18 protein-coding genes and 7 pseudogenes are annotated in these 23,395 nt (G+C 52.7%); 12 read left to right on the plus strand and 13 right to left on the minus strand.

Annotated elements, in window-relative coordinates; all coding sequences use genetic code 11:
- From AP057_RS04330 to allB, 3 genes and pseudogenes are all read left to right on the plus strand, one after another.
- The coding region (locus tag AP057_RS04330) for a transposase (protein WP_152968859.1) at positions 1–344 on the plus strand (344 nt) is incomplete at its 5' end.
- Positions 345–416: 72 nt separating this feature from the next.
- Positions 417–713, plus strand: a pseudogene (locus tag AP057_RS04335) (allantoin permease); the annotation flags it as partial.
- 41 nt (positions 714–754) lie between these two features.
- Positions 755–2,140 (plus strand): allantoinase AllB, encoded by a 1,386-nt coding sequence (gene allB, locus AP057_RS04340; protein WP_055358144.1) that lies wholly within the window; start codon positions 755–757, stop codon positions 2,138–2,140.
- A gap of 342 nt (positions 2,141–2,482) precedes the next feature.
- Here allB and AP057_RS04345 read toward each other — a convergent pair.
- The 7 genes and pseudogenes from AP057_RS04345 to AP057_RS04375 form a co-directional block, all read right to left on the minus strand.
- Positions 2,483–3,823, minus strand: a pseudogene (locus tag AP057_RS04345) (GntP family permease); the annotation flags it as partial.
- Between the two features lie 114 nt (positions 3,824–3,937).
- On the minus strand, positions 3,938–5,509 hold the full coding sequence (gntK, locus tag AP057_RS04350; protein WP_055358145.1) for a gluconokinase: 1,572 nt from the start codon (positions 5,507–5,509) through the stop codon (positions 3,938–3,940).
- A 17-nt stretch (positions 5,510–5,526) separates the two neighbouring features.
- Positions 5,527–6,543, minus strand: a complete 1,017-nt coding sequence (locus tag AP057_RS04355; RefSeq protein ID WP_055358146.1) for a LacI family DNA-binding transcriptional regulator — start codon at positions 6,541–6,543, stop codon at positions 5,527–5,529.
- A gap of 517 nt (positions 6,544–7,060) precedes the next feature.
- Positions 7,061–8,223 (minus strand): annotated as a pseudogene (locus AP057_RS04360) (mannitol-1-phosphate 5-dehydrogenase).
- Positions 8,223–8,666, minus strand: coding sequence for a PTS sugar transporter subunit IIA (locus AP057_RS04365; protein ID WP_055358147.1), 444 nt, complete (start codon positions 8,664–8,666; stop codon positions 8,223–8,225). The pseudogene AP057_RS04360 and the gene AP057_RS04365 overlap by 1 nt, the downstream one beginning before the upstream one ends.
- Before the next feature lie 80 nt (positions 8,667–8,746).
- On the minus strand, positions 8,747–9,556 hold the full coding sequence (locus tag AP057_RS04370; RefSeq protein WP_235468463.1) for a PTS sugar transporter subunit IIA: 810 nt from the start codon (positions 9,554–9,556) through the stop codon (positions 8,747–8,749).
- Positions 9,557–9,928: 372 nt separating this feature from the next.
- Positions 9,929–10,876, minus strand: coding sequence for an aldo/keto reductase family protein (locus AP057_RS04375; protein WP_055358148.1), 948 nt, complete (start codon positions 10,874–10,876; stop codon positions 9,929–9,931).
- 248 nt (positions 10,877–11,124) lie between these two features.
- On the opposite strand from AP057_RS04375, the gene AP057_RS04380 reads away from it, so the two are divergent.
- The 6 genes from AP057_RS04380 to AP057_RS04405 all read left to right on the plus strand — a co-directional run bounded on the left by AP057_RS04380 (position 11,125) and on the right by AP057_RS04405 (position 16,609).
- Entirely contained in the window at positions 11,125–11,853 is a 729-nt protein-coding gene (locus tag AP057_RS04380; RefSeq protein ID WP_013145090.1) for an amino acid ABC transporter ATP-binding protein, read from the plus strand.
- A 28-nt stretch (positions 11,854–11,881) separates the two neighbouring features.
- Positions 11,882–12,727: a glutamate ABC transporter substrate-binding protein gene (locus AP057_RS04385; protein WP_011231463.1), complete on the plus strand. Its 846-nt coding sequence runs from the start codon at positions 11,882–11,884 to the stop codon at positions 12,725–12,727.
- A gap of 88 nt (positions 12,728–12,815) precedes the next feature.
- A complete protein-coding gene (locus AP057_RS04390; protein WP_055358149.1) occupies positions 12,816–13,469 on the plus strand; it encodes an amino acid ABC transporter permease in 654 nt (217 codons plus the stop codon).
- Positions 13,470–13,485: 16 nt separating this feature from the next.
- Positions 13,486–14,136 carry an amino acid ABC transporter permease gene (locus AP057_RS04395; protein ID WP_015375051.1) on the plus strand — a complete coding sequence of 217 codons (651 nt, stop codon included), beginning with the start codon at positions 13,486–13,488 and terminating at the stop codon, positions 14,134–14,136.
- 290 nt (positions 14,137–14,426) lie between these two features.
- Positions 14,427–15,680: a HAMP domain-containing sensor histidine kinase gene (locus AP057_RS04400; protein WP_235468459.1), complete on the plus strand. Its 1,254-nt coding sequence runs from the start codon at positions 14,427–14,429 to the stop codon at positions 15,678–15,680.
- Between the two features lie 29 nt (positions 15,681–15,709).
- Positions 15,710–16,609: a response regulator gene (locus AP057_RS04405; protein WP_055358150.1), complete on the plus strand. Its 900-nt coding sequence runs from the start codon at positions 15,710–15,712 to the stop codon at positions 16,607–16,609.
- A 327-nt stretch (positions 16,610–16,936) separates the two neighbouring features.
- Here the strand turns inward: AP057_RS04405 and AP057_RS04410 are convergent.
- Positions 16,937–17,107, minus strand: a pseudogene (locus tag AP057_RS04410) (MurR/RpiR family transcriptional regulator); the annotation flags it as partial.
- 156 nt (positions 17,108–17,263) lie between these two features.
- On the opposite strand from AP057_RS04410, the gene AP057_RS04415 reads away from it, so the two are divergent.
- Positions 17,264–17,791, plus strand: coding sequence for a YceI family protein (locus AP057_RS04415; RefSeq protein ID WP_015375055.1), 528 nt, complete (start codon positions 17,264–17,266; stop codon positions 17,789–17,791).
- Positions 17,792–17,888: 97 nt separating this feature from the next.
- Here AP057_RS04415 and AP057_RS04420 read toward each other — a convergent pair.
- The 4 genes and pseudogenes from AP057_RS04420 to AP057_RS04435 form a co-directional block, all read right to left on the minus strand.
- Positions 17,889–18,661 (minus strand): annotated as a pseudogene (locus tag AP057_RS04420) (3-hydroxybutyrate dehydrogenase).
- Positions 18,658–18,963 carry a 4a-hydroxytetrahydrobiopterin dehydratase gene (locus AP057_RS04425; protein ID WP_055358152.1) on the minus strand — a complete coding sequence of 102 codons (306 nt, stop codon included), beginning with the start codon at positions 18,961–18,963 and terminating at the stop codon, positions 18,658–18,660. Before AP057_RS04425 ends, AP057_RS04420 begins: the two are co-directional and overlap by 4 nt.
- 2 nt (positions 18,964–18,965) lie before the next feature.
- Positions 18,966–19,553: pseudogene (locus AP057_RS04430) on the minus strand (Uma2 family endonuclease).
- 411 nt (positions 19,554–19,964) lie between these two features.
- Positions 19,965–20,666: pseudogene (locus AP057_RS04435) on the minus strand (esterase/lipase family protein); the annotation flags it as partial.
- Positions 20,667–20,846: 180 nt separating this feature from the next.
- Here AP057_RS04435 and AP057_RS04440 point away from each other — a divergent pair.
- On the plus strand, positions 20,847–21,302 hold the full coding sequence (locus AP057_RS04440; RefSeq protein ID WP_235468461.1) for a CBO0543 family protein: 456 nt from the start codon (positions 20,847–20,849) through the stop codon (positions 21,300–21,302).
- Positions 21,303–21,392: 90 nt separating this feature from the next.
- Complete coding sequence (locus AP057_RS04445; protein WP_081106648.1) at positions 21,393–22,214, plus strand: rhamnogalacturonan acetylesterase; 822 nt, start codon at positions 21,393–21,395, stop codon at positions 22,212–22,214.
- A 134-nt stretch (positions 22,215–22,348) separates the two neighbouring features.
- On the opposite strand, the gene AP057_RS04450 is transcribed toward AP057_RS04445, so the two are convergent.
- Positions 22,349–23,326 carry a bile acid:sodium symporter family protein gene (locus AP057_RS04450; RefSeq protein WP_055358153.1) on the minus strand — a complete coding sequence of 326 codons (978 nt, stop codon included), beginning with the start codon at positions 23,324–23,326 and terminating at the stop codon, positions 22,349–22,351.
- Between the last annotated feature and the right edge of the window lie 69 nt (positions 23,327–23,395).

The following is a 23,395-nucleotide window of genomic DNA, read 5'->3' on the forward strand; positions in this document are numbered from 1 at the left end:
ATCGCATCCTAGAAAGAGCACAACACCGATTAGAAACGATGACGCCTCTTCCGAAAAAAGCACTCGCTTTTGTTCGACGCCTTCAAAAACGAAAGGAAGAAGCGCTGCGTTTCTTACGTGAAGTACATGTTCCCTTTGACAACAACCAAGCCGAACGCGATCTTCGCATGGTCAAAGTCAAAGAGAACATTTCGGGTACGTTTCGCGAAGAAACATTCGCGCAGTCGTTTTGCATCGCAAGAAGCATCGTTTCCACACTGACGAAACACGAAAAAAACGTGTGGGATTCGTTATGTCTTCTGTTGGCAGGCGAAACGATCGATCGAGTTCTTTCCGCTACCTAGGGCATTTTCTATGACCGAAATGCCCTATTTGTGCTGGGCTTTTTTATACACTAGCACTGGGGTGAATAGTTACCGATTGTTTCTATATTATTAGTTGAATATTATATATTGAGAAGACAAAAAGTGAATGTTTCAGATTTATACAAAGAAGACGGCCCATTTGCCGGGTATAATCCAGCCGCAATCCTCGCTATGTTTATTGGTGCTGGCGCAGCGTTTATCGAAGTGGATTTGGCATGGATCATCGGCTTTGTTGTGGCTGGAATTGCTTATTTCCTTCTTATGAAGTTCGCTTTTAAAGATTCGAAATTCAAAAAGGGAACGATCTTCGAAGTAGAAGATCAGGATATTGCACCGAAAAAATTCTGAATATAATTAATAATATTTAAATTATCAAGGAGGGTTCGCATATGCAGTTTGATCTTATTATAAAAAACGGGCTGGTTGTTTTCCATGATGAAGTCAAAAAGGCTGATATTGCCATCCGGGACGAAAAAATTTGCGGTATCGGAGAAGAGATCAACGGGAACGGCGCAGAAATCGTCGATGCTAAAGGACAATACGTGCTGCCCGGCATGATTGACATCCACGTTCATATATGTGAACCCGGACGCACGGAATGGGAAGGATTCCGAACGGGATCCATGGCGCTCGCCGCCGGCGGCACGACCGCCTATGTCGACATGCCTTTAAATGCCCTTCCTGCAACTACCACAAAAGAGGCATTAGAGTTAAAGATCAAGGCAGCCGAGGGGAAAAACTATATAGATTATGCTTTTCATGGCGGCCTCATCCCTGGAAACCTCGCTCATCTTCAAGAACTCTCCGATAGCGGGGTCGTCGCGTTCAAATGTTTTCTATCCACTTGTGGCAGCGACATCCCCGGCGATTTTAAAAACGTAGACGACTACACGCTCTATCAAGGGATGAAGAAATTAGCCGAACTGGGCCATGTATTATTAATTCATGCTGAAAACCCATCGATCACAGATCGCCTGGCTGAAGAAAAAATAAAACAAGGAAAAGTGACGGCCAAAGACTACGTCGACTCGCGCCCCGTTATTGCAGAAGTAGAGGCGGTGAAACGCTCCTTGTTATTCGCAAGAGAGACGGGATGCAAGTTGCATTTTGTCCATATCAGCAGCAGAGAAGCGGTCGAAGAAATTGTGAAAGCACGAAACGAAGGCCAGGATGTCACGCTTGAATCATGCCCGCATTACTTTACATTGACGGTCGAACAATTCGAAGAGCTGGGCGCTATCGCCAAATGTGCTCCCCCTTTGCGGGATGAAGCAGAACAGAAAAAACTATGGGAAGCGTTGAAACAAGGAAAAATTGATATGTTGGCATCCGATCACTCTCCATGCCCACCGGAAATGAAACAGAGCAATACCAATAATATGTTTGAAGTTTGGGGCGGGATTTCCGGTTGCCAAAACACTGTGGACTTAATGTTTGACGAAGCCGTCAAAAGGCGCCATGTTCCAGTTCCTCTTTTTGCCCGGATGATTGCGACGAATCCGGCCAAACGGTTCAATTTAACGACAAAAGGCGAGATTGCTATATCGAAGGACGCTGACATCATCCTAATTGATCCGAACCGGTCCTATACTGTGTCTGACGAACATTTATACTACCGCCATAAGCATAGCCCGTATATCGGCCGCACCATCCATTGCCAAGTAACAAAAACATTTGTTCGTGGTCATCTCGTCTACGACGTTGAAAAAGGCATTTTGGGAAAACCGGTTGGACAGTTGCTGAGAAGCAGAAAAACATTGCAAAGCATAGGGTAAATGAGTGCATTTTTAGAAGGCTAGTGCAAAACAACCTTGTTCCTTAAATCGAGGGTTATTGCGTGAAGAAAGGAACAGATGTCGCATAGTTTCTCAAATAGAAAAACCTTACTGTTGAGCCATTCCGTTAAATCAGCGGCCTTTTAGATTTCAAATGACAAATCTATTTGCTCGCTTGTATGCGATTGCTCCATTTTCGACCATTCCAATACACCTTTTGTACAGGCCGACATCAAACTCGTCTAATAATTTTAGAGGGATAGCAAAGCAAAGGCAATGGTTGCAGAAAGCTATGGACAATATAAACACCCGCCCCTTAACGATGCAGGGCGGGTGTCGTTCCACATTCAACAGCAAGACGAAAATAAACGCCACCACCGAAATAATCGTCTCCATCGCCGTCCATGTCATGAGCGTTTCTTTCACCGTCATGCCGAAATACTCCTTGATCATCCAGAAGCCGGAGTCATTGACGTGCGACAAGATCAACGAACCCGCGCCGGTCGCCAAGACAAGCAGTTCCATATTCGTTCCCGGCATGGTAGCCGCGATGGGGGCAACGATGCCGGCAGCGGTCATCATCGAGACGGTCGCCGATCCCGTCGCTACGCGAATGAGCGCCGCAATGCCCCAGCCTAACAGGAGCGGAGAGAAGTGCGAGTGTTTCGCCACTTCCGCGATTTGTTCGCCGATGCCGGAATCAAGCAGCACTTTGTTGAATGCGCCGCCCGCCCCGATGACAAGCAGGATGTTCGCGACCGGGCCGAGGCAGTCGTTGGCAAATTTCAAGACAGCGTCGCGGTTGAAGCCGCGGGCGTAGCCTAAGCTGAAGAACGAATAAACCGTCGCGATCAAGAGCGCAACAATCGGGTCGCCGATAAAGCGCAACACTTTCGCCGCTTCTGACTTTTGATCAAGCGTCACGTTTGCCACAGAGGCAATCAACATCAAAATGACCGGAAGCAAAATCGTGAACAGCGTATTGCCAAAGCCAGGAAGCTCACGTGCTTCTTTATGCTGCACAAGCTGTTCGGCGATTTCCGCCGGCACTTTTTTATACATGCGCGAGCCAATCCATTTTCCGTACAGCGGGCCAGCAATGATCGCCGTCGGCAGACCGACGATGATTGAATAGAGAATCGTCTTTCCGACATCCGCCTTAAAAATGCCGACTGCCGCCATCGCCGCCGGGTGCGGCGGGACAAGGCCGTGCACGACAGACAAACCGGCGACAAGCGGAATGCCGATCGTGACCAGTGAAATGCCTGTTTCCATCGCAATCGTAAAAACAAGCGGAATAAGCAAGACAAACCCGACTTGGAAAAAGACCGGAATCCCGACTAAAAAGGCGACGACCATCATCGCCCAATGGACGCGTTTTTGGCCGAAGCGGTCGATCAACGTTTTCGCAATGCGCTCAGCGCCGCCCGATTCAGCCATCATTTTGCCAAGCATCGTCCCGAGCGCCAGAACGATCGCTAGAAAGCCTAGCGTATTGCCAAGCCCTGCTTTAATCGAATCGATGATGCCCGGCGTTTCCGGCGACGGCGCGATAAGCGGCATGCCCATCGCCAGCCCGACGCCGACGGACACTAAAATAAGGGCGACAAACGGATGCATTTTCGCCGCCGTAATGAGCAATAACAAGACAATAATAGCGGCCACAACAATGGCAATTCCCATCATGCACTCCTCCTTAGCTTTGAGATAAATCGATTTAGTATACAAAGCAAGCGGTTTCAAGCTTTCGGAGAAAAAGAGGGGGGATAAATCGATTTAGTCGCCCCCATTATAAGGCTACACCGATTTCGTTTCCGACCTCTTTTCCCCATTCCGCCGTTGAAACGCAGCGATGATGTCAAACTCCTCTTTCAATCGCTCATACAAGCGGGCATACAAATCAAACAGTTCAGCGTAAATGAGCGTATGTTCTTCCTTCGGCTCATGGCGGGCCGTTGTGTCGATCCACGTTTTCACCGTTTCCAGCGACGGCAGCTCGCCTAACGCGTAAAGCGCCACGGCAGCCGCCCCTAGCGCCGACGCCTCGTGCGTCTGCGGCGCGATGAGCGGTTTGCCGAGCATATCAGAAAGCATTTGCCGCCAAAACGGCGACTTGGCGAATCCGCCCGAGACACGGATTTCCGACATCGGCCCCGTGACATCGCGAATGGCTAAAGCGACTGAGAGAATGCTGAAGCAGACGCCTTCCATGACAGCGCGGATGAAATGCTCGCGCTTATGATGAAGGCCAAGGCCAAAAAACGTCCCACGCGCGTTCGCGTTCCAGTACGGCGCCCGCTCGCCCGACAAAAACGGCAAAAACACCAGCCCCTCGGATCCAGGCGGGACGCGTTCCGCGTATTTCGTCAACAACTCATACGGATCGATGCCGAGCTTTTTCGCCACTTCCCGCTCGTGGGCGCCGAACTCGTCGCGCAGCCAGCGAAGCAAGATGCCGCCGTTGTTCGTCGGCCCGCCGACGACCCAATAGCCAGGCGTCAACGCATAACAAAACGTCCGCCCTTTTTCGTCGGTTGTCGGTTTTGCCGCAATCGTCCGCACCGCCCCGCTCGTTCCGATCGTGATGGCCGCTTCACCTGGGAGCACCGCCCCGACGCCGACGTTGGCGAGCACGCCGTCGCTTGCTCCGATCACAACAGGCACATCCGGAGCGACTCCCATTTTTTCCGCCCATTCTCTTTTCATGCCAGTCATGATATGCGTGGCGGGAACGAGCCGCGGCAGCTGGTCGCGGCGGATGCCGACAAGGGCGAGCGCCTCCTCGTCCCAATCGAGCGTGTCCAATCGGAATAAACCCGTCGCCGATGCCATGGAATGGTCAGCGACATAGTCGCCATACAGACGGTGCAACACGTAATCTTTCACCGACACAAACCGCCGTGCTTGCTGAAATACGTCCGGCTGCTCTTCCTTGAGCCAAAGCAATTTCGATAGCGGCGACATCGGATGGATCGGCGTCCCCGTCCGCCGATAAATATCAAGCCCGTTCTGTTCTTTCAACAGCCGCTCCGTTTGAGCCACGCTTCGGTTGTCCGCCCAGATGAGAAGGCGGGTGAGCGGCCGGCCCGACTCGTCAAGCGCCATAATCGAGTGCATCGCCGCACTCAAACCTATCGCTTTCACTTGTTCTGGTCGGATGCCGTGGCGGACCATCACCGCCCCGACCGCTTGAACGACCGCCGCGAACAGTTCATCGGGATCCTGCTCGGCAAATCCCGGATGCGGCTGGATGATCGGATAGTCGACAGCGTGAGAAGCCAGCACCTTCCCCCGCCCGTCAAACACGACCGCTTTCGTACTTGTCGTTCCAATATCAATCCCAATGACGACGTCCCCATGAATCGCCATCGTTTCTCCTCCCTTCCTCATGCCTTCTCCCGTTTGATCGATGTCCGTTCCATCAATACCGGGGAGAAACGAAATACGCGCGGACCGTCGGCTTTTTTCGCTTTCATTTGTTCAAACACGCGCTCGGCTGCTTTCTTCCCCATCTCAAACGTCGGCTGGGCGATGGTTGTCAGCGCCGGCGTGTAAATGTCGGCAAACGGTACATCATCGATGTTGATGATCGCCACCTCATCCGGCACACGAACCCCTGCGTCTTTCACAAACCGCAAAACCCCCATCAACGTCAAGTCGTTAATCGCAAACAAGGCGTTCGGCCGCTCCGATTCCATGAACCGCTTCTTCAGCTCCCCAGGCAGCGCGGCAGGTTCAGCGGCGATGACGTTTTGATCGCCAACTTCAAATCCCCTTTTCTCCATGGCCGCCCGAAACCCTTCAAATCGCTCCATCCGCGGCACGTTGTAAGGGACAAGCGGCGGGGTGACAATGGCAATCCGCTCGTAGCCATAGGAAGCGAAATACTGAACCGCCATTTCCGCTGCACCTGCATTATCAAGCAGCACGCTGTCCACCTCCACTCCCGGCACCATCCGGTCGACAAACACAAGCGGAAACCGTTCCTCGACAAGACGGCGGTAGACGTCCTCGTTCTTCCCTGTCGGAAACACGATCAGTCCGTCCACTTGCTTCGCTAGCAGCGTATCAACATATGTTTTTTCCTTATCCGGATCATCGCCGGAATTGCAGACAATGACTTGAAACCCGCGCTTTTGGCATTCCTCTTCAATGGCGTGCAGCACTTGCGTTGTCATCATATGAAGCATATTAAAAACAATCACGCCAATGGTCGCTGTCGTCTTTTGCTTCAAACTGCGGGCGATGATGTTCGGCTGATACCCAAGCTCTTCAATCGCCTCGGCGATGCGCTTTCTCGTTTCCTCACTCATATATCCATAGCGTTTATTCAAATATTGCGAGACCGTGCTTTTGGACACGTTGGCCAATTTCGCGACATCGGCCATCGTTACTTTTTTCAAAAGGGATCCCTCTCTCGCACTAAATCGATTTAGTTCAAAAGCGCTTTCATAAACCGGTTTAGCTTTATTATAAACCAAGTGAAAGCGGTTTACAATAGTTTTGGATTGAAATCCTAAAGCGTCAGAGAAAGTTCGAAAATCCAATGTTCTTCTTCGTTTTCGCACCTTTTGAATCAAAACGTCTGGTCAATCGATGAGTTCTTTGATAAACGGAGAATACATGCGAATGTTCCTCCAATGGGTTGGTTTGGTCACCTTTACCATACAGGAACATTCGCATTTTTTGCACCCTCTATTTTTCCTATGCATACCTATCTTAAAATCTCAAGTACAACTTGTGGTGAAGAGCCGATATTGGTTCATCACCAAAAGATGTACTTGCACCTGCCATTAAAGTATGGTAGCTGTTTCTAACTGAACCTGCAATGTAAGCTGTAGGGTTTTGACACGAAAGCACATTGTCGTCGATCCCCCGGGGTTTTTGCACGATTGGAGGTCGACGACATTTGAAAGGCGGTCAGCTTTTGTTTTTCTTCATTCTTCCGTACTCGTCCTTCACCGCCGCCACAAGCGGGTGCGCACTCTCAAGCCCCGCGTATTGCCGAAGCGCGCCTTCGATTCCGTGGTGTGCGATCGTTTGTTGCAGAGCGGCGGCTTCTGCATCGCTCGCATCATCAAAGCGCAACAGCGCGGCAATTCCTTTGGCGAGACCAGCAGGAACGTTGCCAAATAGTGTGCAGTATTGCGTCGCCGGAGCGATGAGCCGGTCGTTCGGCCCGAGCTTGCGGATCGGCGAACGGGCGACGCGGACGATATCGTCGAAAAGGGACGGGTTGGTGAAACGCCCGATCGTCGTTTTGATATAGGAACGGTGCTCTTCCTCATGCCATCCGTGCTTTTTCACTAAGACGGCTCCCGACTCACTGAGCGCTTGCTCGACATTCAATCGAATACCTTCATCGTTCATCGCTTCCTGGACGGTTTTGTAGTTTCGCAGATACCCTAAGTAAGCGGCCAACGCATGGCCGGTATTGACCGTAAAGAATTTGCGCTCGATATACGGCTCTAAGTCAGCGACAAAATGAGCCCCTTGAATCGGCGGAACAGTGCCGATGACGTTGCGCGTTTCAATCGCCCATTCGAAAAACGGCTCGACCGTCACCGCCAGCGGATCATCGTTCGTTTGGTTCGGCACGATGCGGTCAACCGCACAGTTGAGAAAGCCAACCGATTCGCCCGCCAACTGTTGTTCCGCTTCAGAAAGATGGGCAAATACGTACTGCTTCAACGTCTCCGTACCGCCAATCATGTTTTCGCACGCGATGACATGAAGGGGAGTTTGCTGAACGCCCAGCCGCTGCTTGAGCCCATCGGCAACAAGGGGGGGCGATGGCCGGCAAAATGTGCGGGCCGACGGCGGTCGTGACCAAATCAGCGGCGGCGATCGCCGCGATGACTTGCTCCCGCTCTGTTTGGCTGTTCAGCGCCGAAACGCCGCGCACCCATTGCTCCTCTTGCCGCTCGCCGGCAACAATGACCCGATACTCCCCCCCGCTCCTTGAGCAGGCGGACGATTTGTTCGTTGACATCGACAAAAACGACCTTATATCCCGACGTAGCCAGCAGACTGCCGATAAAGCCGCGGCCGATGTTGCCAGCGCCAAAATGAACCGCCTGCATCAGCCGTTCACCTCATGGAGCAGCGCAAGAATGTCTTCTTCTGTTTTGGCGTTCGCCATCGCTTCGACATTGTCCGCTTCCGCACAGACGATCGCCAGTTTTGACAGAATATCCAAATGCTCCCCGTCTTTGCCGGCAATGCCGATCACGATCAGAGCCGTATTGCCGCCGCCAAAATCGACGCCGCCCGGGACTTGCACGATCGAAATGCCGGACTGTTTCACGAGCGCTTTGGCTGCTTCCGTTCTGTGCGGAATGGCAACGTTGTTGCCGATGTAGGTGGTTGTCAGTTCTTCCCGCTCAAGCATCGCATCCACATACGCCGGATCGACATACCCCTGCTTGACGAGCACTTCGCCAGCAAGGCGGATCGCCTCTTCTTTTGTTTTGGGTTGGGCATTTAGCACAATGTTTTCTTTGTTTAAAATCGAATGGGTTACCATCGTTTTCACTCCTTCGTTGATGTCCAGTAATGATCAAAAAATTGCTCCAAATGGGCGCTGACAAGTGAATATACTTCTTTCTAGCCGCCATGCGCCAAAACGGCAAGGATTTGCTCATCCTTCACAAGCAAGGAGCTGACTTCGCTTAACACAGCGAGCATCTCCTTATCGGTATCTGACGGCCCGAGCAGCAGCACAACCGTGTTGATCTCCATCGGCTCTCCGTCCATGCCGGGCACCGTTTGCGGCGCATCAAGCCGGTACATCGTAAGCGATGGGCGAAAAACTGCGAAGCTTCGGGCGTGGTACAGCGCCAATGTAGTGCCGGGGATGCCAAGCCCGCCAAGCGACTCGCGGCGCCGCAGCTCCTCGATGACGACATCGGCATCAACGATGACGCCACTTCGTTCAAGGCGGCGGCACGCGTCCGCCAATAGTTCATGAACAGAGCGCCTCTTGACCACCTCCAGGGAAAAACCGTCCAAAAGGTGGACGATCGTCTCGCTGATGCGCCGAACCGCCTTCATCGCCTCGAGCGCTGGCCTGTTTCTCTGTGCGGTTGACTCTTTCCTCATCCGCTTTTCAGCGGCCGATTTTCGCTCTAAAAATTCACGAATCGCCCGCGCTTCCTCTTCCGTCAGCATCGGGCTGACGGTGAAGTACGGGCCGCCTTCATCGGCCAGCGGCACGGTCGAGACGACAAGATCATACGCACTTGCATCTTTCTCTTTCCATTCAAACACGGACGCTTGTTCCAGCGAAACGATGTCCGGAATCTCTTTTTTCAGCCTCGTCGCCAAGATTTTCGCCGTCCCAAGCCCGCTCGAACAAATGACGAGCACCCGCCACCCTTTTCTCTCCCGCATAAGCGCGGCCGCAAAATGGAGCACCAAATAGCCAATCTCCTCTGAACACTCCTCACCCGCGCTCACGTAGAGAAGTAGGGGATTCTCGGGAACACCCTAACATACGGTAAGCGGTCAGCTAAGCCATCCGTGTGCATCCTACCGTTAAGCTTCCTCAAAAAGATCGCAATCGAAGCCCTTCCTTTGTTCTTTTGGTGCAAGGGGAAGATCGTTGGTGGAAGACGCCGGTTCATCCCCCACTTACGCTCATGCTTGGAAGTTGAGACCTTCTCGGTTCGAGGTGATAAAAAGGGGACTGACCCAAAAGGGTAATTTTCCTTAACAAAACACAACATATTGTCTATATACGGTAATAAGAAAGGGTGTCCCGATCCTTTTGGGACACCCTCACCTCTTTTACGCCAAAATCCCCTCAATTTTCTCGAGCACATCTTCGCTGAGCACGACATCGACCGCTTTGACGTTCTCTTCGACTTGTTCCGGGCGGCTGGCGCCGATTAAGGCGCTGGCGACGTTCGGCTGGCGCAGCACCCAAGCGAGGGCAAGCTGGGACAACGTAATGCCAAGCTCAGCCGCGATTTTTTCGAGTTGTTCCACTTTCGTTAACACTTCGTCATTGAGCAATCCTTGGATAAACGTATTCGCTCTTGGATCAGCGGCGCGGCTGTCAGCCGGCAACGCTTGACCTCGTTTGTATTTGCCGGTCAGCACCCCTTGGGCGAGCGGCGAAAAGACGATTTGACTGATGCCGTTTTGTTCGCACACCGGGATGACTTCCTTTTCAATATAACGGTGAAACATGTTGTATTGCGGCTGATTGACGACGATCCGATCGAGCAAGTAGCGGTCGGCCACGCCGAGCGCCTCTTGAATTTGCTGGGCCGTCCATTCGCTCACGCCGACATACAGCACTTTTCCTTGGCGGACGAGATCATCGATCGTACGCAACGTCTCATCGACCGGCGTTTCTTTGTCATAGCGGTGGCAGTAGTAGATATCGACATAATCCAGTTGCAGCCGCTTTAAGCTCGCATGGAGCTGCTCAAACACATGCTTGCGCGACAGGCCGCGGTCGTTCGGGCCGTCGCCCATCGGCCAAAACACTTTCGTCGCGATGACATACGATTCGCGCGGATATTTGCGCAGCGCCTCGCCGACGATTTTTTCCGCTTCCCCGCACGCGTAGACGTTCGCTGTGTCAAACGAGTTGATGCCAAGTTCGTACGCCTTGTCAATGACGCGGATCGCGGTTTCTTTTTCCACCGAATTTCCATATGTAAGCCAGCTGCCTAAACTAATCTCACTGACTTTCAGCCCCGTGCGGCCGAGTTTTCGATACTTCACCTTCGCTCCCCTCTCCTTTTGACGGCAATCAATGCCAAATTTTTCATGTCCTCATTATAATCCTCGATCGCTGATTTGCAAAGAGATTTGCCTTACTATTCAAAAAATGACTTCCCCTTCTTTGCGTCCATCATCGTCTTTTTCAATCGATTCACAAAATTTTTGTAGATTTCCGTAGATTTTCGTAGATGCGTATTTACAATCAATTCGAAAAACATTCACAAATTTGTCACAAAGGAGGGGGGCTATTGATTTATTTCCACCAAGTCAACAAATACTACGGCGATTTTCATGTGTTGAAAGACATTAACTTGACGATCAACCAAGGGGAAGTCGTCGTCATTATCGGGCCATCCGGCTCGGGCAAAAGCACGCTCGTGCGCTGCATCAACCGGCTCGAGACGATCTCAAGCGGTGAATTGATCGTAGACGGCATCAAAGTGAACGACAAACACATCAACATTAACGAACTGCGGCGCAATATCGGCATGGTGTTTCAACATTTCAACTTATACCCGCACATGACCGTCTTGCAAAACATCACGTTGGCGCCGCGCAAAGTGCTCGGCATGTCTGAAAAAGAAGCGAACGAGATCGCTATGTATTACTTGGAAAAAGTCGGAATCCCAGACAAAGCGAACGCCTATCCATCCGCGCTGTCCGGCGGCCAGCAGCAGCGCGTCGCCATCGCCCGCGGATTGGCGATGAAACCGAAAATCATGCTGTTTGACGAGCCTACATCAGCACTTGACCCGGAAACGATCGGCGAAGTGCTCGATGTCATGAAGCAGCTGGCGAAAGAAGGGATGACGATGGTTGTCGTCACCCACGAGATGGGGTTTGCCCGCGAGGTGGCCGATCGCATCGTCTTTATGGATCAAGGGCGCATTTTAGAGGAAGCGCCGCCTGAGGAGTTTTTCGCGGCCCCGAAAGAAGAACGGGCGCGCGTCTTTTTAAGCCGCATTTTAAACCATTAATTCCGGTCAATCAAAGGGGGTTTTGTTCATGAGAAAGAAAGCATGGAAATGGTGGATCGCCGTCGCCTTGACGGCCTTATTGAGCGCTGTTGCTTTAACGGGCTGCAGCACAACGGACAAAGGAGAAGGCGGAACATCGTCGGAAACCGCCAAAGCGACCAATACGCTTGAAAAAATTAAACAACGCGGCAAACTCATCGTTGGCGTCAAATATGATTTGAACTTATTCGGGTTGAAAAACCCGGAAACCGGAAAAGTCGAAGGATTTGACATTGATATTGCCAAAGGGTTGGCGAAAAAAATTCTCGGCGATGAAAACAAAATTGAATTGAAAGAAGTGACGTCAAAAACGCGCATCCCGATGCTGAACAACGGGGAAATTGACGCCATTATCGCCACCATGACGATCACCGAGGAACGGAAAAAAGAAGTGGATTTCTCGGATGTGTACTTTATGGCCGGGCAATCGTTGCTCGTCAAAAAAGACAGCCCGATCAACAGCGTGAAAGACTTGAAAAAAGGCATGACCGTTCTGACAGCGAAAGGATCGACATCGGCGGAAAACATCCGCAAAGTCGCGCCGCAAGTCAACGTGCTTGAATTTGAAAACTACGCGGAAGCGTTTACCGCATTGAAAGCCGGCCAAGGCGATGCGCTTACGACCGACAACGCGCTGCTTTGGGGGATGGCCAAACAAGATCCGAACTATCGCGTCCTTGATGAAACGTTCACCGAAGAACCGTACGGCATCGCCGTCCGCAAAGGAGACAAAGAACTGCTGCAAGTTATCAACGAATACTTGAAAGAAATTAAAGAAAACGGCGAATACGATAAGATCTACGAAAAATGGATCGGCAAAAAGCCGCAACAATAACAGGCGAAACGGTGGGCGGAACAATATCCGCCCACCTGTTTGCCCAAAGGACAGGCCATGAGTCAGCGAGGAAAGGAGGCGTTTAGCCTTGTTGCGCTATTCTATTTTAGTTGAACATTGGGATTTGTACATGCAAGGGTTTGGCCATACGATCAAGGCCAGCGTGCTGGCGCTGATCGGCAGCTTGGCCCTGGGGACTATCATCGCCATTTTCCGCATCGCGCCGATTCGCCCGCTCAATTGGATCGGAATGGCGTACGTGGAATTTATCCGCAACATCCCGCTTGTGTTGATCGTGTTCGTTTTTTTTATGGGCTTGCCCGCCGTCGGCATTCGTTTTGACTCGTTTACCGCTGGAACGCTCGGGTTGATGGTATATACCGCCGCCTTTATCGCCGAAGCGATCCGCTCGGGGATTCAAGCCGTTCCGAAAGGACAAATGGAGGCGGCGCGCTCATCGGGGTTGACTTACTTGCAGGCGATGCGTTACGTCATCTTGCCACAGGCGGTGAAAATCGTCATTCCGCCGCTTGGCAACCAGTTCATCAACTTGGTGAAAAACTCTTCGGTGCTTGGCGTCATCGCCGGGTTGGATTTAATGTATTACGGCGACTTGATTTCCTCGAAAACGTTCGTCACCTTTGACGTTTACATTTTCGTCGCCTTGTTTTACCTCGTCTTAACGATCCCGCTCAGCCTTGGCGTCGGCTACTTAGAACGCCGGCTGCTCAAGGCGCGGTAGGAAAGGAGGCCAAATGATGGATTTTGCCGGTGCCTATGCGCCCGCCCATTTGAAGTTTTTGCTTCAAGGGTTTCTCGTCACGTTGGAAGTGGCGTTCATTTCCATTGTTTTGAGTTTTATCTTCGGCATTGTCATCGGGGTCATTCGCTATACGAAAATCCCGGTGCTTTCCCAACTGCTGGCTGTGCTGGTCGAAACAATCCGGAACTTGCCGCTGCTCTTGATCATTTTCTTTACGTATTTCGCCCTTCCGGAAGTCGGATTAAAGCTGGATAAACTATATGCCGCCATTTCGGCCTTGGTCATTTTTGAATCGGCCATGTTGTCGGAAATCGTCCGCAGCGGCCTGCAGTCAATTGATAAGGGACAAATCGAAGCGGCGCGCTCATCGGGGCTTACGTATGGGCAGACGCTATGGTACATCATTTTGCCGCAAGCATTGCGGCGCATGGTGCCGCCGATCGTCAGCCAATTCATTTCTTTATTGAAAGATACGTCGCTCGCCATTGTCATTTCGTTGCCGGAATTGATGAACCATGCGCAAATCATTAACGGCCGCAACGTCAATTTTGTCATCCCGATTTTCATTCTTGTGGCGTTCATGTACTTTATCGTCAACTATTCACTGTCGCTCGTTTCGCGCCGGTTGGAATACCGCCAGCGATAAGGAAACCGTATCCCCTTTTTTCAGCTGGGGCATACGGTTTTTTCTTGCCATTCGCGGCACCGCTGGCTCCCTGAGCGTCCATTTCCATCGCTCGTTGAGGCGTCAAAAGGGGAATGAATATTTTTCACGAAAATCACCCGTTGTTTCCGCTTTCCTGTTATATAATAGAATTGGAGATTCGTTCACGACTTTCACAAAGGCGGTGACGTCCACTGACACCAACAAAAAAAGAACCGCTTTGGCTCTTTTTGCTTTTGCTTTCGGCTGCCGCGTTTCTAGGCGAAATGAAAATGAACCCGTTTGACAGCCCGTTTCGCGTCTCGCTCGGCAGCGCTGTCTTTTTTCTCGGGCTTGTCGCCTTTCGCTCCCTTTCGCCGTTTGTCATCGGCGCCAGCACGGGAGCAGCAGTCGTTGGATTTCGCGTCTTTCTGGACTCGTTGACCGGAGAAATGTCGACTTCTGAGAGTCTGCTGACCCATCTCCCGGCAGCCGGGTATTATATCAGCTTTTCCATAATGGCGGCTGCTGTTCGGTTTCGCCAGCGAATGGCCGCACCGATTCGGGCTGGAGTGGTTGGAGCGGCGCTTGATTTTTTGGCGAACGCCTGTGAACTAGGGATCCGGTATTGGATGGGGGAGCCGTTTGCCTTCAGCGGCCAAACAGTCATCGTCTTATGGTTGTTCGCCATTTTGCGCAGTTTCTGCGTCATCGGCGTTTACAACATGTGGGTGACAAAACATGTCCGCTCGCTCGCCGAAGCGAGAAAGCAAGAACTCGAGCGGCTCATGATGGTGAGCAGCGGATTATATGAAGAAATGTTTTACTTGCAAAAATCCATGGCTCTCATGGAAGACATGACGCGCAAAAGCTATGACCTTTACTCGCAGTTGATCGAACGAAAGCACGTTGAACCGCGCGTCGCCCTAGAGCTTGCCGAACATATTCATGAGACGAAAAAGGATATGCAACGCATTTTCGCCGGCCTTTCCAAGCTCATCGGGCGCCAATCGGTGCGCGGACGCGTGCCGATTGCCGAGCTGTGCGCCATGGTCATTCGCGCCAATGAAAAATACGCCAACTTATCCGGAAAAACGATCACATTTTCGTACAACGGCCATATCGATCTCATGACCGACCAATTGTATCCACTTCTTTCCGTGTTGAACAACTTGGTATCGAACGCCGTCGAGGCAATTGAGAAAATGGGGGCTGTCACCTTGCATGCGCGTCTTCACGGAAGCGAACTGATCATCGAAGTGGAAGACACCGGCCCCGGCATTGCGGCCGATGACATCACTTGGATTTTTCAGCCCGGATTCACAACAAAATACGACCGCCAAGGCAATCCGTCAACAGGCATCGGTCTCACCCATGCACGCGATATCGCCCAAGCGCTTGGCGGACATCTCCAGCTCGTCAAAAGCGAGCCGGGGCAGACGGTGTTTCGCCTTGCGGTGCCGACAGTCCGCCTCCTGCAAAGCACGCCGATCACAGCCGAAATGTCCGATCACGAGGCCGACAGGCAAGGGAATGCCGTCATATAAGCAAGTCAAGGAAGGGAGAGAACAGGAAGATGGCGCTTCGTTTTTTTCTAATCGAAGATGACCCTGTTGTCAGAAAGATGCTTGAAAAATTGATTCATGAATCCGAACTTGGCGAGGTGGTCGGCTGTGCCGAAGATGGACTGCACGTTCGCGCGGCCGACTTGCTTCACGTGGATGTGGTGCTCATTGACTTGTTAATGCCAGGGCGTGATGGCATTCAGACGATCAAGGCGTTGCGGGAAGAAGGATTTGCCGGAACCTTTATCATGATTTCTCAAGTTGAAAACAAAGAAATGATCGGCCAAGCCTATTTGCATGGCATTGACACGTACATTCAAAAACCGATCAACCGCTATGAAGTGCTGTCCGTGCTGAAACGCGTCGCCGATCACATGTCCGCCGTCCGCTCGCTCGAGTCGATCCGCCAGGTGCTCAAAGGGCTTGAGCCGCAAACGGCCGATGCCGCCGTCTCCAAGCCGTCCGCCATGGAACAGCAGGCTGAGCAGCTTCTCCTTCTTCTCGGGGTCGCCGGCGAAGCGGGCAGCGCGGACGTGCTTCTTGTGGTGCGCTGGCTGGCCGAGCAAGAAGCAAAAGGCCTTCCCGTCCGCGAACTGCCGCCGCTGAAAGAGCTGTACGCCGAACTCGTCCAGCGGGAATACGGCCTGTCCCCGACTGAAACGGCCAAGGAAGCGCGGGCGATGGAACAGCGCATCCGTCGGCTCGTCTTGCAGGCGTTCACCCATCTCGCTTCCCTCGGCCTGACTGACTACACGAACCCGACGTTTGAGCATTTCGCACCTAGGCTGTTTGATTTCGGTGACATCCGTCGACGGATGAAAGAGCTCGAACGCGGCCAAGCTGAGACGGAATGCCGGATGAATGTGCGGAAGTTTTTAACGGCTTTTTTTCTCGAGCTGAAGCGCGTCTAGAAAGTTGGTGATTTAGTGAAGAAGGCTGATGGCCCCGCCTATTTTTCAATTAGAGAAACCTTGCCGGACGGGCTTGCGATTCTGATCCAACGCCGTTGATTTGCGCGCGACGCCCCGTTTTTCACTAGGCTTCTAGGGGTGGGGAATCCACCATCCCCTTCACTTCACGACCCGCAAATGCGAAAAACTTGGAACTCGGGATGAGGAAGTTGCGTTTCCTGTTAAATGGCCAGTCTTCTACATGATGATGGGGCTGCCTTTAGGACAGGTCAACCTTTTTCATTCCTTATGCCAACTGCGCCGCTCTTCGCTAGCAACGAATGAGACAAAACGAACGACGCTCGCTTCGCTTGTGTCAGACGCCTGGGCCAAATCCTTCGTCGTCATATTCGGCACGAGTTCGGCATGGTCGAGAATGTAGGCGGCTACCTTTTTTTCCGCCGGTGAAAACCGTTCCATTTGCTGTTTGATTTTCGCTAAAAGGCCGATTTCATTCATCTTATTCTCCCTTTCCGCACATCATTTTTCTTTCATCTTATCATGGAAAGCCCCCTGTGCTCCATACTAATAATCTTTAATAAAAATATTTGATTTCGAGATATACATTTGTTATGATAGTGGTGCGAATATGAATCATCAAGAGGAGGAAAAGCGATGACAACATTCCAACTCGACAAAGCGCACAGCTCTGTCGCCTTCCAAGTAAGACATATGATGATCTCCAAAGCGAAAGGGGAATTCACCAACTTTGACGTTGAGGTCGAAGGCGACATCAACGAACTCGAGTCGCTGAAAGTCAAAGCGACGATCGATGCCGCCTCGATCGACACGAAAAACGCCGACCGTGACAACCATCTCCGCTCGGCCGACTTTTTCGATGTCGAGAACTATCCAACCATTACGTTTGTCAGTGAATCCGTGCGCAAGCTGTCCGACACGGAATATGAAGTGACCGGGAAGCTGACGATCCGCGGCGTGACGAGAACGGAAACGTTCAAAGTCGAATACAACGGCCAAGTGAAAAACCCGCTCACCGGCGGCATCTCGGTCGGTTTTGATGTCGAAGGAACGATCAACCGCGAAGACTACGGATTGGTATGGAACGTCGCACTCGAAACCGGCGGATTCCTTGTCGGGAAAGAAGTCAAAATCCTAGCCAGCTTCGAATTTGCCTTGAGCTGAGCGACTCGAATCGAAACGCCCGTGGCATGTGCCGAGGGCGTTTGATCATCATCCCGAAAGGAAGGCTCTCGCTTCAAGCAAGGCGAAGAGAGGGAGTTTACTGCGCCGTATACCCGCCATCGATCACCACCGCCTGGCCAGTGATGCCTTTTGCTTGTTCGCCCGCCAAAAAGAGGACATAATGGGCGACTTCTTCCACTGACAGCAGCCGCCGCTGCGGCACAAGCGGGTAAATCACTTCCTCAAGCACCTTCTCAAGCGGCACGTTGCGGGTTGCCGCCAAATCCGCGAGCTGGCCGCGGACGAGCTCGGTGTCCACATAGCCCGGGCAAAGGGCGTTCACCGTAATGCCGTATGGCGCCCCTTCTAACGCTGCCACTTTCGTTAAGCCGATCACCCCGTGCTTCGCGCTGTTGTACGCCGCTTTGCCGGCAAACCCGACGAGTCCGTTGATCGACGCCATGTTGATGATGCGGCCATATCGCTGCTGTTTCATAACGGGAAACGCATGCTTGATGGCCAAAAATGGGCCGACAAGCATGACGCGGATGAGCTGTTCAAATTTTTCCGTCGGGAGATCCTCGATGTTCGCCACATGTTGCAATCCGGCGTTGTTCACGACAACATCAAGGCGCCCCGGTTGACGGCCTCGTTGATCGCTTGCTTCACCTCTTGTTCAACCGTCACATCACATTTCACGCCGACCGCTTCATAGCCCAACTCCCGAAGCGAACGAGCAGCTTGCTCGACTTCTTCCTGACGCAAATCAACGAGCACCACGTTTGCACCATGTTCCGCCAGCGTTTTCGCCACTTCATAGCCGATTCCCCGCGCTGCGCCGGTGATGAGTGCTGTGCGATGTTCCATCATTCCCCTCCCCCCTGCTTCATCTGTTCGTACACCTCATCATACTGCTTCGCCAAGTCAAAATCGAGCTTCGTCAGCCCTTTCGCCCGCCATGAAGACAGTTTCACGGTAATGAGCTTGTAGTCGATCGAAATGAACGGGTGGTGGTTGGCGTTTTCCGAAATCGCGGCGATGCGCCGGACGAATTCAATGCCTTGCAAGTAGTCTTGGAAACGGTATTTTTTCACAATCCATCGTTCATCCGTCAACTTCCAGCCGTCCGCTTTTTCAAGCAGCGCTTGCACTTCCTCTTCCGCTAACCGCATCGTTATCCCTCACCCTCTATATTTTGAAATATGCCAGCCAGCGAAACCGTCAAATCAGCGAACAAAAACGAGACGAGCACATCGCCTTCGCCAAAGACGCTCCGCTTCTCATACCCTTTCTCACCGCGGCCGTACACTTCCACCGTCCGATGCAGCGGGTCGACGATCCAATATTCCTTGACGCCAAACTGTTCGTACAGCTTATATTTTTCGTTCCGATCTTTCAGCGCAGTGCTCGGCGAAAGCACTTCCACCACCAAGTCAGGTGGCCCATCGCAGCCTCGGCTGCCGATTTTGCTTTGATCGCAAATGACGGAGATGTCTGGCTGCACGACATGCTTGGCTTGTTCATAGTCGGCCTGTTCATCGAACCGCACATCAAACGGCGCCATGACAACCGCACATCCTTTTTCGCGAAAAAACGCTCGCAAAGCGACATACCATTCACCGACGATCGACTGGTAGACAAATGAAGGGGCCGGTGCCATGTTGTAAGGTACGCCGTTGATCAACTCCCACCGTCCGTCCCACTTGACATAATCTTGATACGTATACCGTTCCTTTTACCGCTCAGGCGGCTTCACGTCCATTCCCCCATCCGCTTGCTTTGCCCCTATTATACCATCGGACATCCGCAGCCGTCATACAACTCAAGAGCTTGCTCCTCAAAAAAAAGAGCCATCCGATCGAGATGGCTTTTTCGCAAAATACTCGTTTTAAGGCCGCAAACTCGCCAAGTCGCAAATAAAAGGCGCGAATAGTGAACTACCCACCACCTACGCTTCGCTTAGAGGTGGGGGCTTCAAGCGACTTGTGTGTGTTCGCTGAACGGTAAGCCACACACAAGAACCCTTTACGCTTCCCTTCGTTCCGAAGGTGTCCGTTCTAGCCATATTCTATCCTATTCGTTGGCTAACGCCAACCGAAATTCATCTCCCACTTTCACTGGTGCTGGCGCACCTTCACGTTTAGAAGTAGGAGACTTCTTTCGGAGGGAAGTTAAAATCGTATATTTCGCTTGTGTACGGCGCGTTGCTGGCGACAGCCACCGCTTCCAGCACTGCTTTTTGCAAGTCAAAAAAGCGATTGGTGAAATCAACCATGTTGACAAGCGTCGTTCCGTCATGAGGGGTGGCGATGGTCGTCACGCTCAACACAAAACGATGTCCGCCTTCAAACAACGGCGACAACGACACGTTGTGCTCCTTGGCGTACTCCCGCTCTTCTTGGCTTCCGTTCTCCAGGAGCGAGACAAGCATACGGGCCGTCTGCCCTCCTTGGCTGTGGGCGATGATATGGACGCGGCCTCCTCTTTTCAATTCCGGCAGCAACCCCGGATACGTGCGGCCAAACCGCGCATGGCCGTGCTTTGCCGCATGGGCTGCCCCATAATCGACCGTTCCGCCGACAAGCTGGGCGTACGCTTCACACGCCCGGTCCCAGTTGCTCGAGAGCGGTCCGACCGCCAGCGTATACGTTCGATATCCGTTGTCGTTCAGCCATTGTTCGATATCGCCGCGTACGCCGCCCCAGTACTTGAACCCAAACATTTCTTCTCTTCCCCAGCCAGTAAAGCCATGGAGAAGTACAATCGGCGCATCGTTGGCGCGTGAAACTGCCGCTTCAGCTCGCCCTCCCGAGACTGATAGGCCGAACACAAGCCATAATCCGAGCAACACAAACATAACCCGACAGCATTTCATCACGCTCTCCTTCTCCTCCCCTCGAATCGACTGAACCCCTTTATTCAGAATTACCTGAATATTCTATACTAAATAACCAGGCTATTCAATCCCGGCAATTGTCGGGTTTTCTGATGAGGGAAAGAGAAAAATGCACTTTTGTGCCGTCATATTTCGTTTCTCGCCGACAGCGAGAGGGTGATGCACTATGTCATGGCAGCGTTCCATCACGGCCTCGTACGGATGGTTGGCTATTCTTCTTTCATGCGCGCTAGCCGCCGCGCCTACGTGGCTTCAGCGCTGCTTGCATCTTGGACGGGGACGTATTTGGATTTGTATTTCGTGGGAAAAGGGCTGTATGCGTTCCCGAAACGGCCCTTTCCTTCTGTCTTTTCGATCGATATTTTCTTTACGGCCGTCGTTCTTCCGCTCGGCACCGTCTTCTTTCTTGCCCTCATGGAGCGGCTTAGCCGCCTTGGGCGCATGGGGCTCATCGCTGCATTGTCGGCATTGGCGGCCGCATTGGAGGCCAAAGCCGAGACGTACGGTTTGTTCACCCACACGGCCGAATGGAGCCATTGGTATTCAGTTGCCGGTTACGGTCTTTTTCTTTCAATAATATGGGAATTTTACCGCCGATTCCAAACGGTGGACTAGCACGAATGGCGCATAAAGGCAATGGCAGCGAGCAACGATAACGGGGAACAAACCGAAAAGACGAGCAGCTGCCGGATAGGAGGAATCCGATTGAGAAGAAAAAAAGCCGCATTCCTTTGCTTGGCTGTCATCGCCGCCAGCGTTGCCCTCATCGCCCAACCGGACACGGATGGAAAAGCATCCAAAACGGGCGGACGGGCCGTCATAACGATCTATTTGGCCGGCGACTCGACGGTCGCCGCCGCTCCCCGCTCCCGCGCACCGCGAGCCGGATGGGGGGAAATGCTTGACGGCTGGTTTGACGATCACGTAGTGGTCAAAAATATGGCCGCTTCCGGCCGAAGCGCGAAAAGTTTTGTCGAAGAAGGACGGCTCTCCCGCATTTTGCGGGAAATGAAAAAAGGGGATTACTTGTTCATCCAATTCGGTCACAACGATGAAAAGGTGAACGATCCGGCACGCTACACCGAACCATTCACCTCCTACCAATCATACTTGAAACGGTATATTGACGGCGCCCGCACGAAAGGAGCAACCCCTGTCCTCATCACTCCGGTCGAGCGGCGGCGCTTTTCTGCCGACGGACGGGCGCTCGATTCCCACGGACGCTATCCTGCCGCCATGAAAGCGCTCGGAAAACACGAACGTGTCCCAGTGATCGATTTGACAACGAAAAGCAAACAACGGTTTGAACAGCTTGGACCGGAACGGACGAAGCGGTGGTTTTTATGGCTTGAGCCGGGCGAACACCCCAATTATCCGAAAGGCATCAAAGACAACACCCATTTTCATCAGCGCGGGGCGAAAGAAATCGCCCGTTTGGTCGTCGAAGGCATCGTCGAACTGAATCTCCCTCTTCGCCGCCACCTCATCCGTTCGCCATACGAGACCGTTCAGACAGGCGGTCACTAGACCGCCTCAGCGGCGAAACACCGTGACACCGGCAGCGCCTCGCCTGCTTTTTCCCGCCCCCGTCCCACCTAGGGCGGGTGTGTGCTCCCTTTTTGCTCCCGCCAGGCGCTGCATACCGCCTGCCCTTTCCATCCCTACCGGGCGCTTCCAGCGTATGGCGCTCTGCCGCTCGTTGGTGAATGGTACGTTTTGTTCAACAAGCGGTGGTATAGGGACGCGAGCACTTGCTGAAACAGCATGCCGAGCACGACCGGCACGCTCACTGGCGGCGGAAAATAGGTCATGGCAAGCACCGCGCCGGCGCTGATGTTGCGCATCCCGCCGGTAAACGTTAACGCAATAATATCCGACGGGGCAAACCTGAGCCATCGGGCCGCCATCCAAGAAAGAAAATAGCCGGAGCTCGCGATCGCCAAGACAAGCAGCGCCATGAAAAACAGCCGGGCGTCAACACGGCCAAAATACGGGGCGACGACTGCGCTGTTGATCATGACGACAAGCGCCAGCGCCAGCTTGGAAAACGGGGACAGCACCACCGCCAGCTGCTCGTTCGCTTGAGCAGACAGCCGTTCGCCCACGAACATGCCGGCTAGTGACGGCAAAATAATCATAAAAAACAAGCCGAGCATCATCTGCCAAACATCGATCTCAACCGCGCTCCCAGCGAACAAAAGCAATGTCAACGGCACAACGACCGGCGACAAAAACGTATCAATCAAAATGACGGACAGCGCCAACGCCAAGTTTCCCCGTCCGATCGACACCCAGATGAAGCTCGTCACCCCAGTCGGAATGGCTGCGGCCAGCACAAAGCCGATCACCGTCAACCGGTCGCCGCCAAAAAATAGATGCCCAAGCCCAAACGCCCAAAGCGGAATGACGAGGTGAAGCAAACATAGCGCCGCCGCGATCGGACCGGGGTGAATAAGCACCTCTTTCAAATCAGCCAACCGCAGCCGCAAACTGCCGCTGAACGTCATCAACGCAAACAGCCACGGCACAAGCGCGGCATAGCCGTGCAGTTCGTCCGCCAGCCAGATGCCGGCCGCCACGCTCGCCGGCGTAAGAAACGGCAGCGCCTTCTCAAGCCGACGGTTGATCGATTGCCACATCGGTTTCATCTCCCTGTCTCACCATTCAAGGGCTCTTTTGCTATGCCTACACCTCCCCCATTATACACC

The organism is Geobacillus sp. Sah69, from assembly GCF_001414205.1.
GTDB classification, from domain to species: Bacteria; Bacillota; Bacilli; order Bacillales; family Anoxybacillaceae; genus Geobacillus; species Geobacillus stearothermophilus.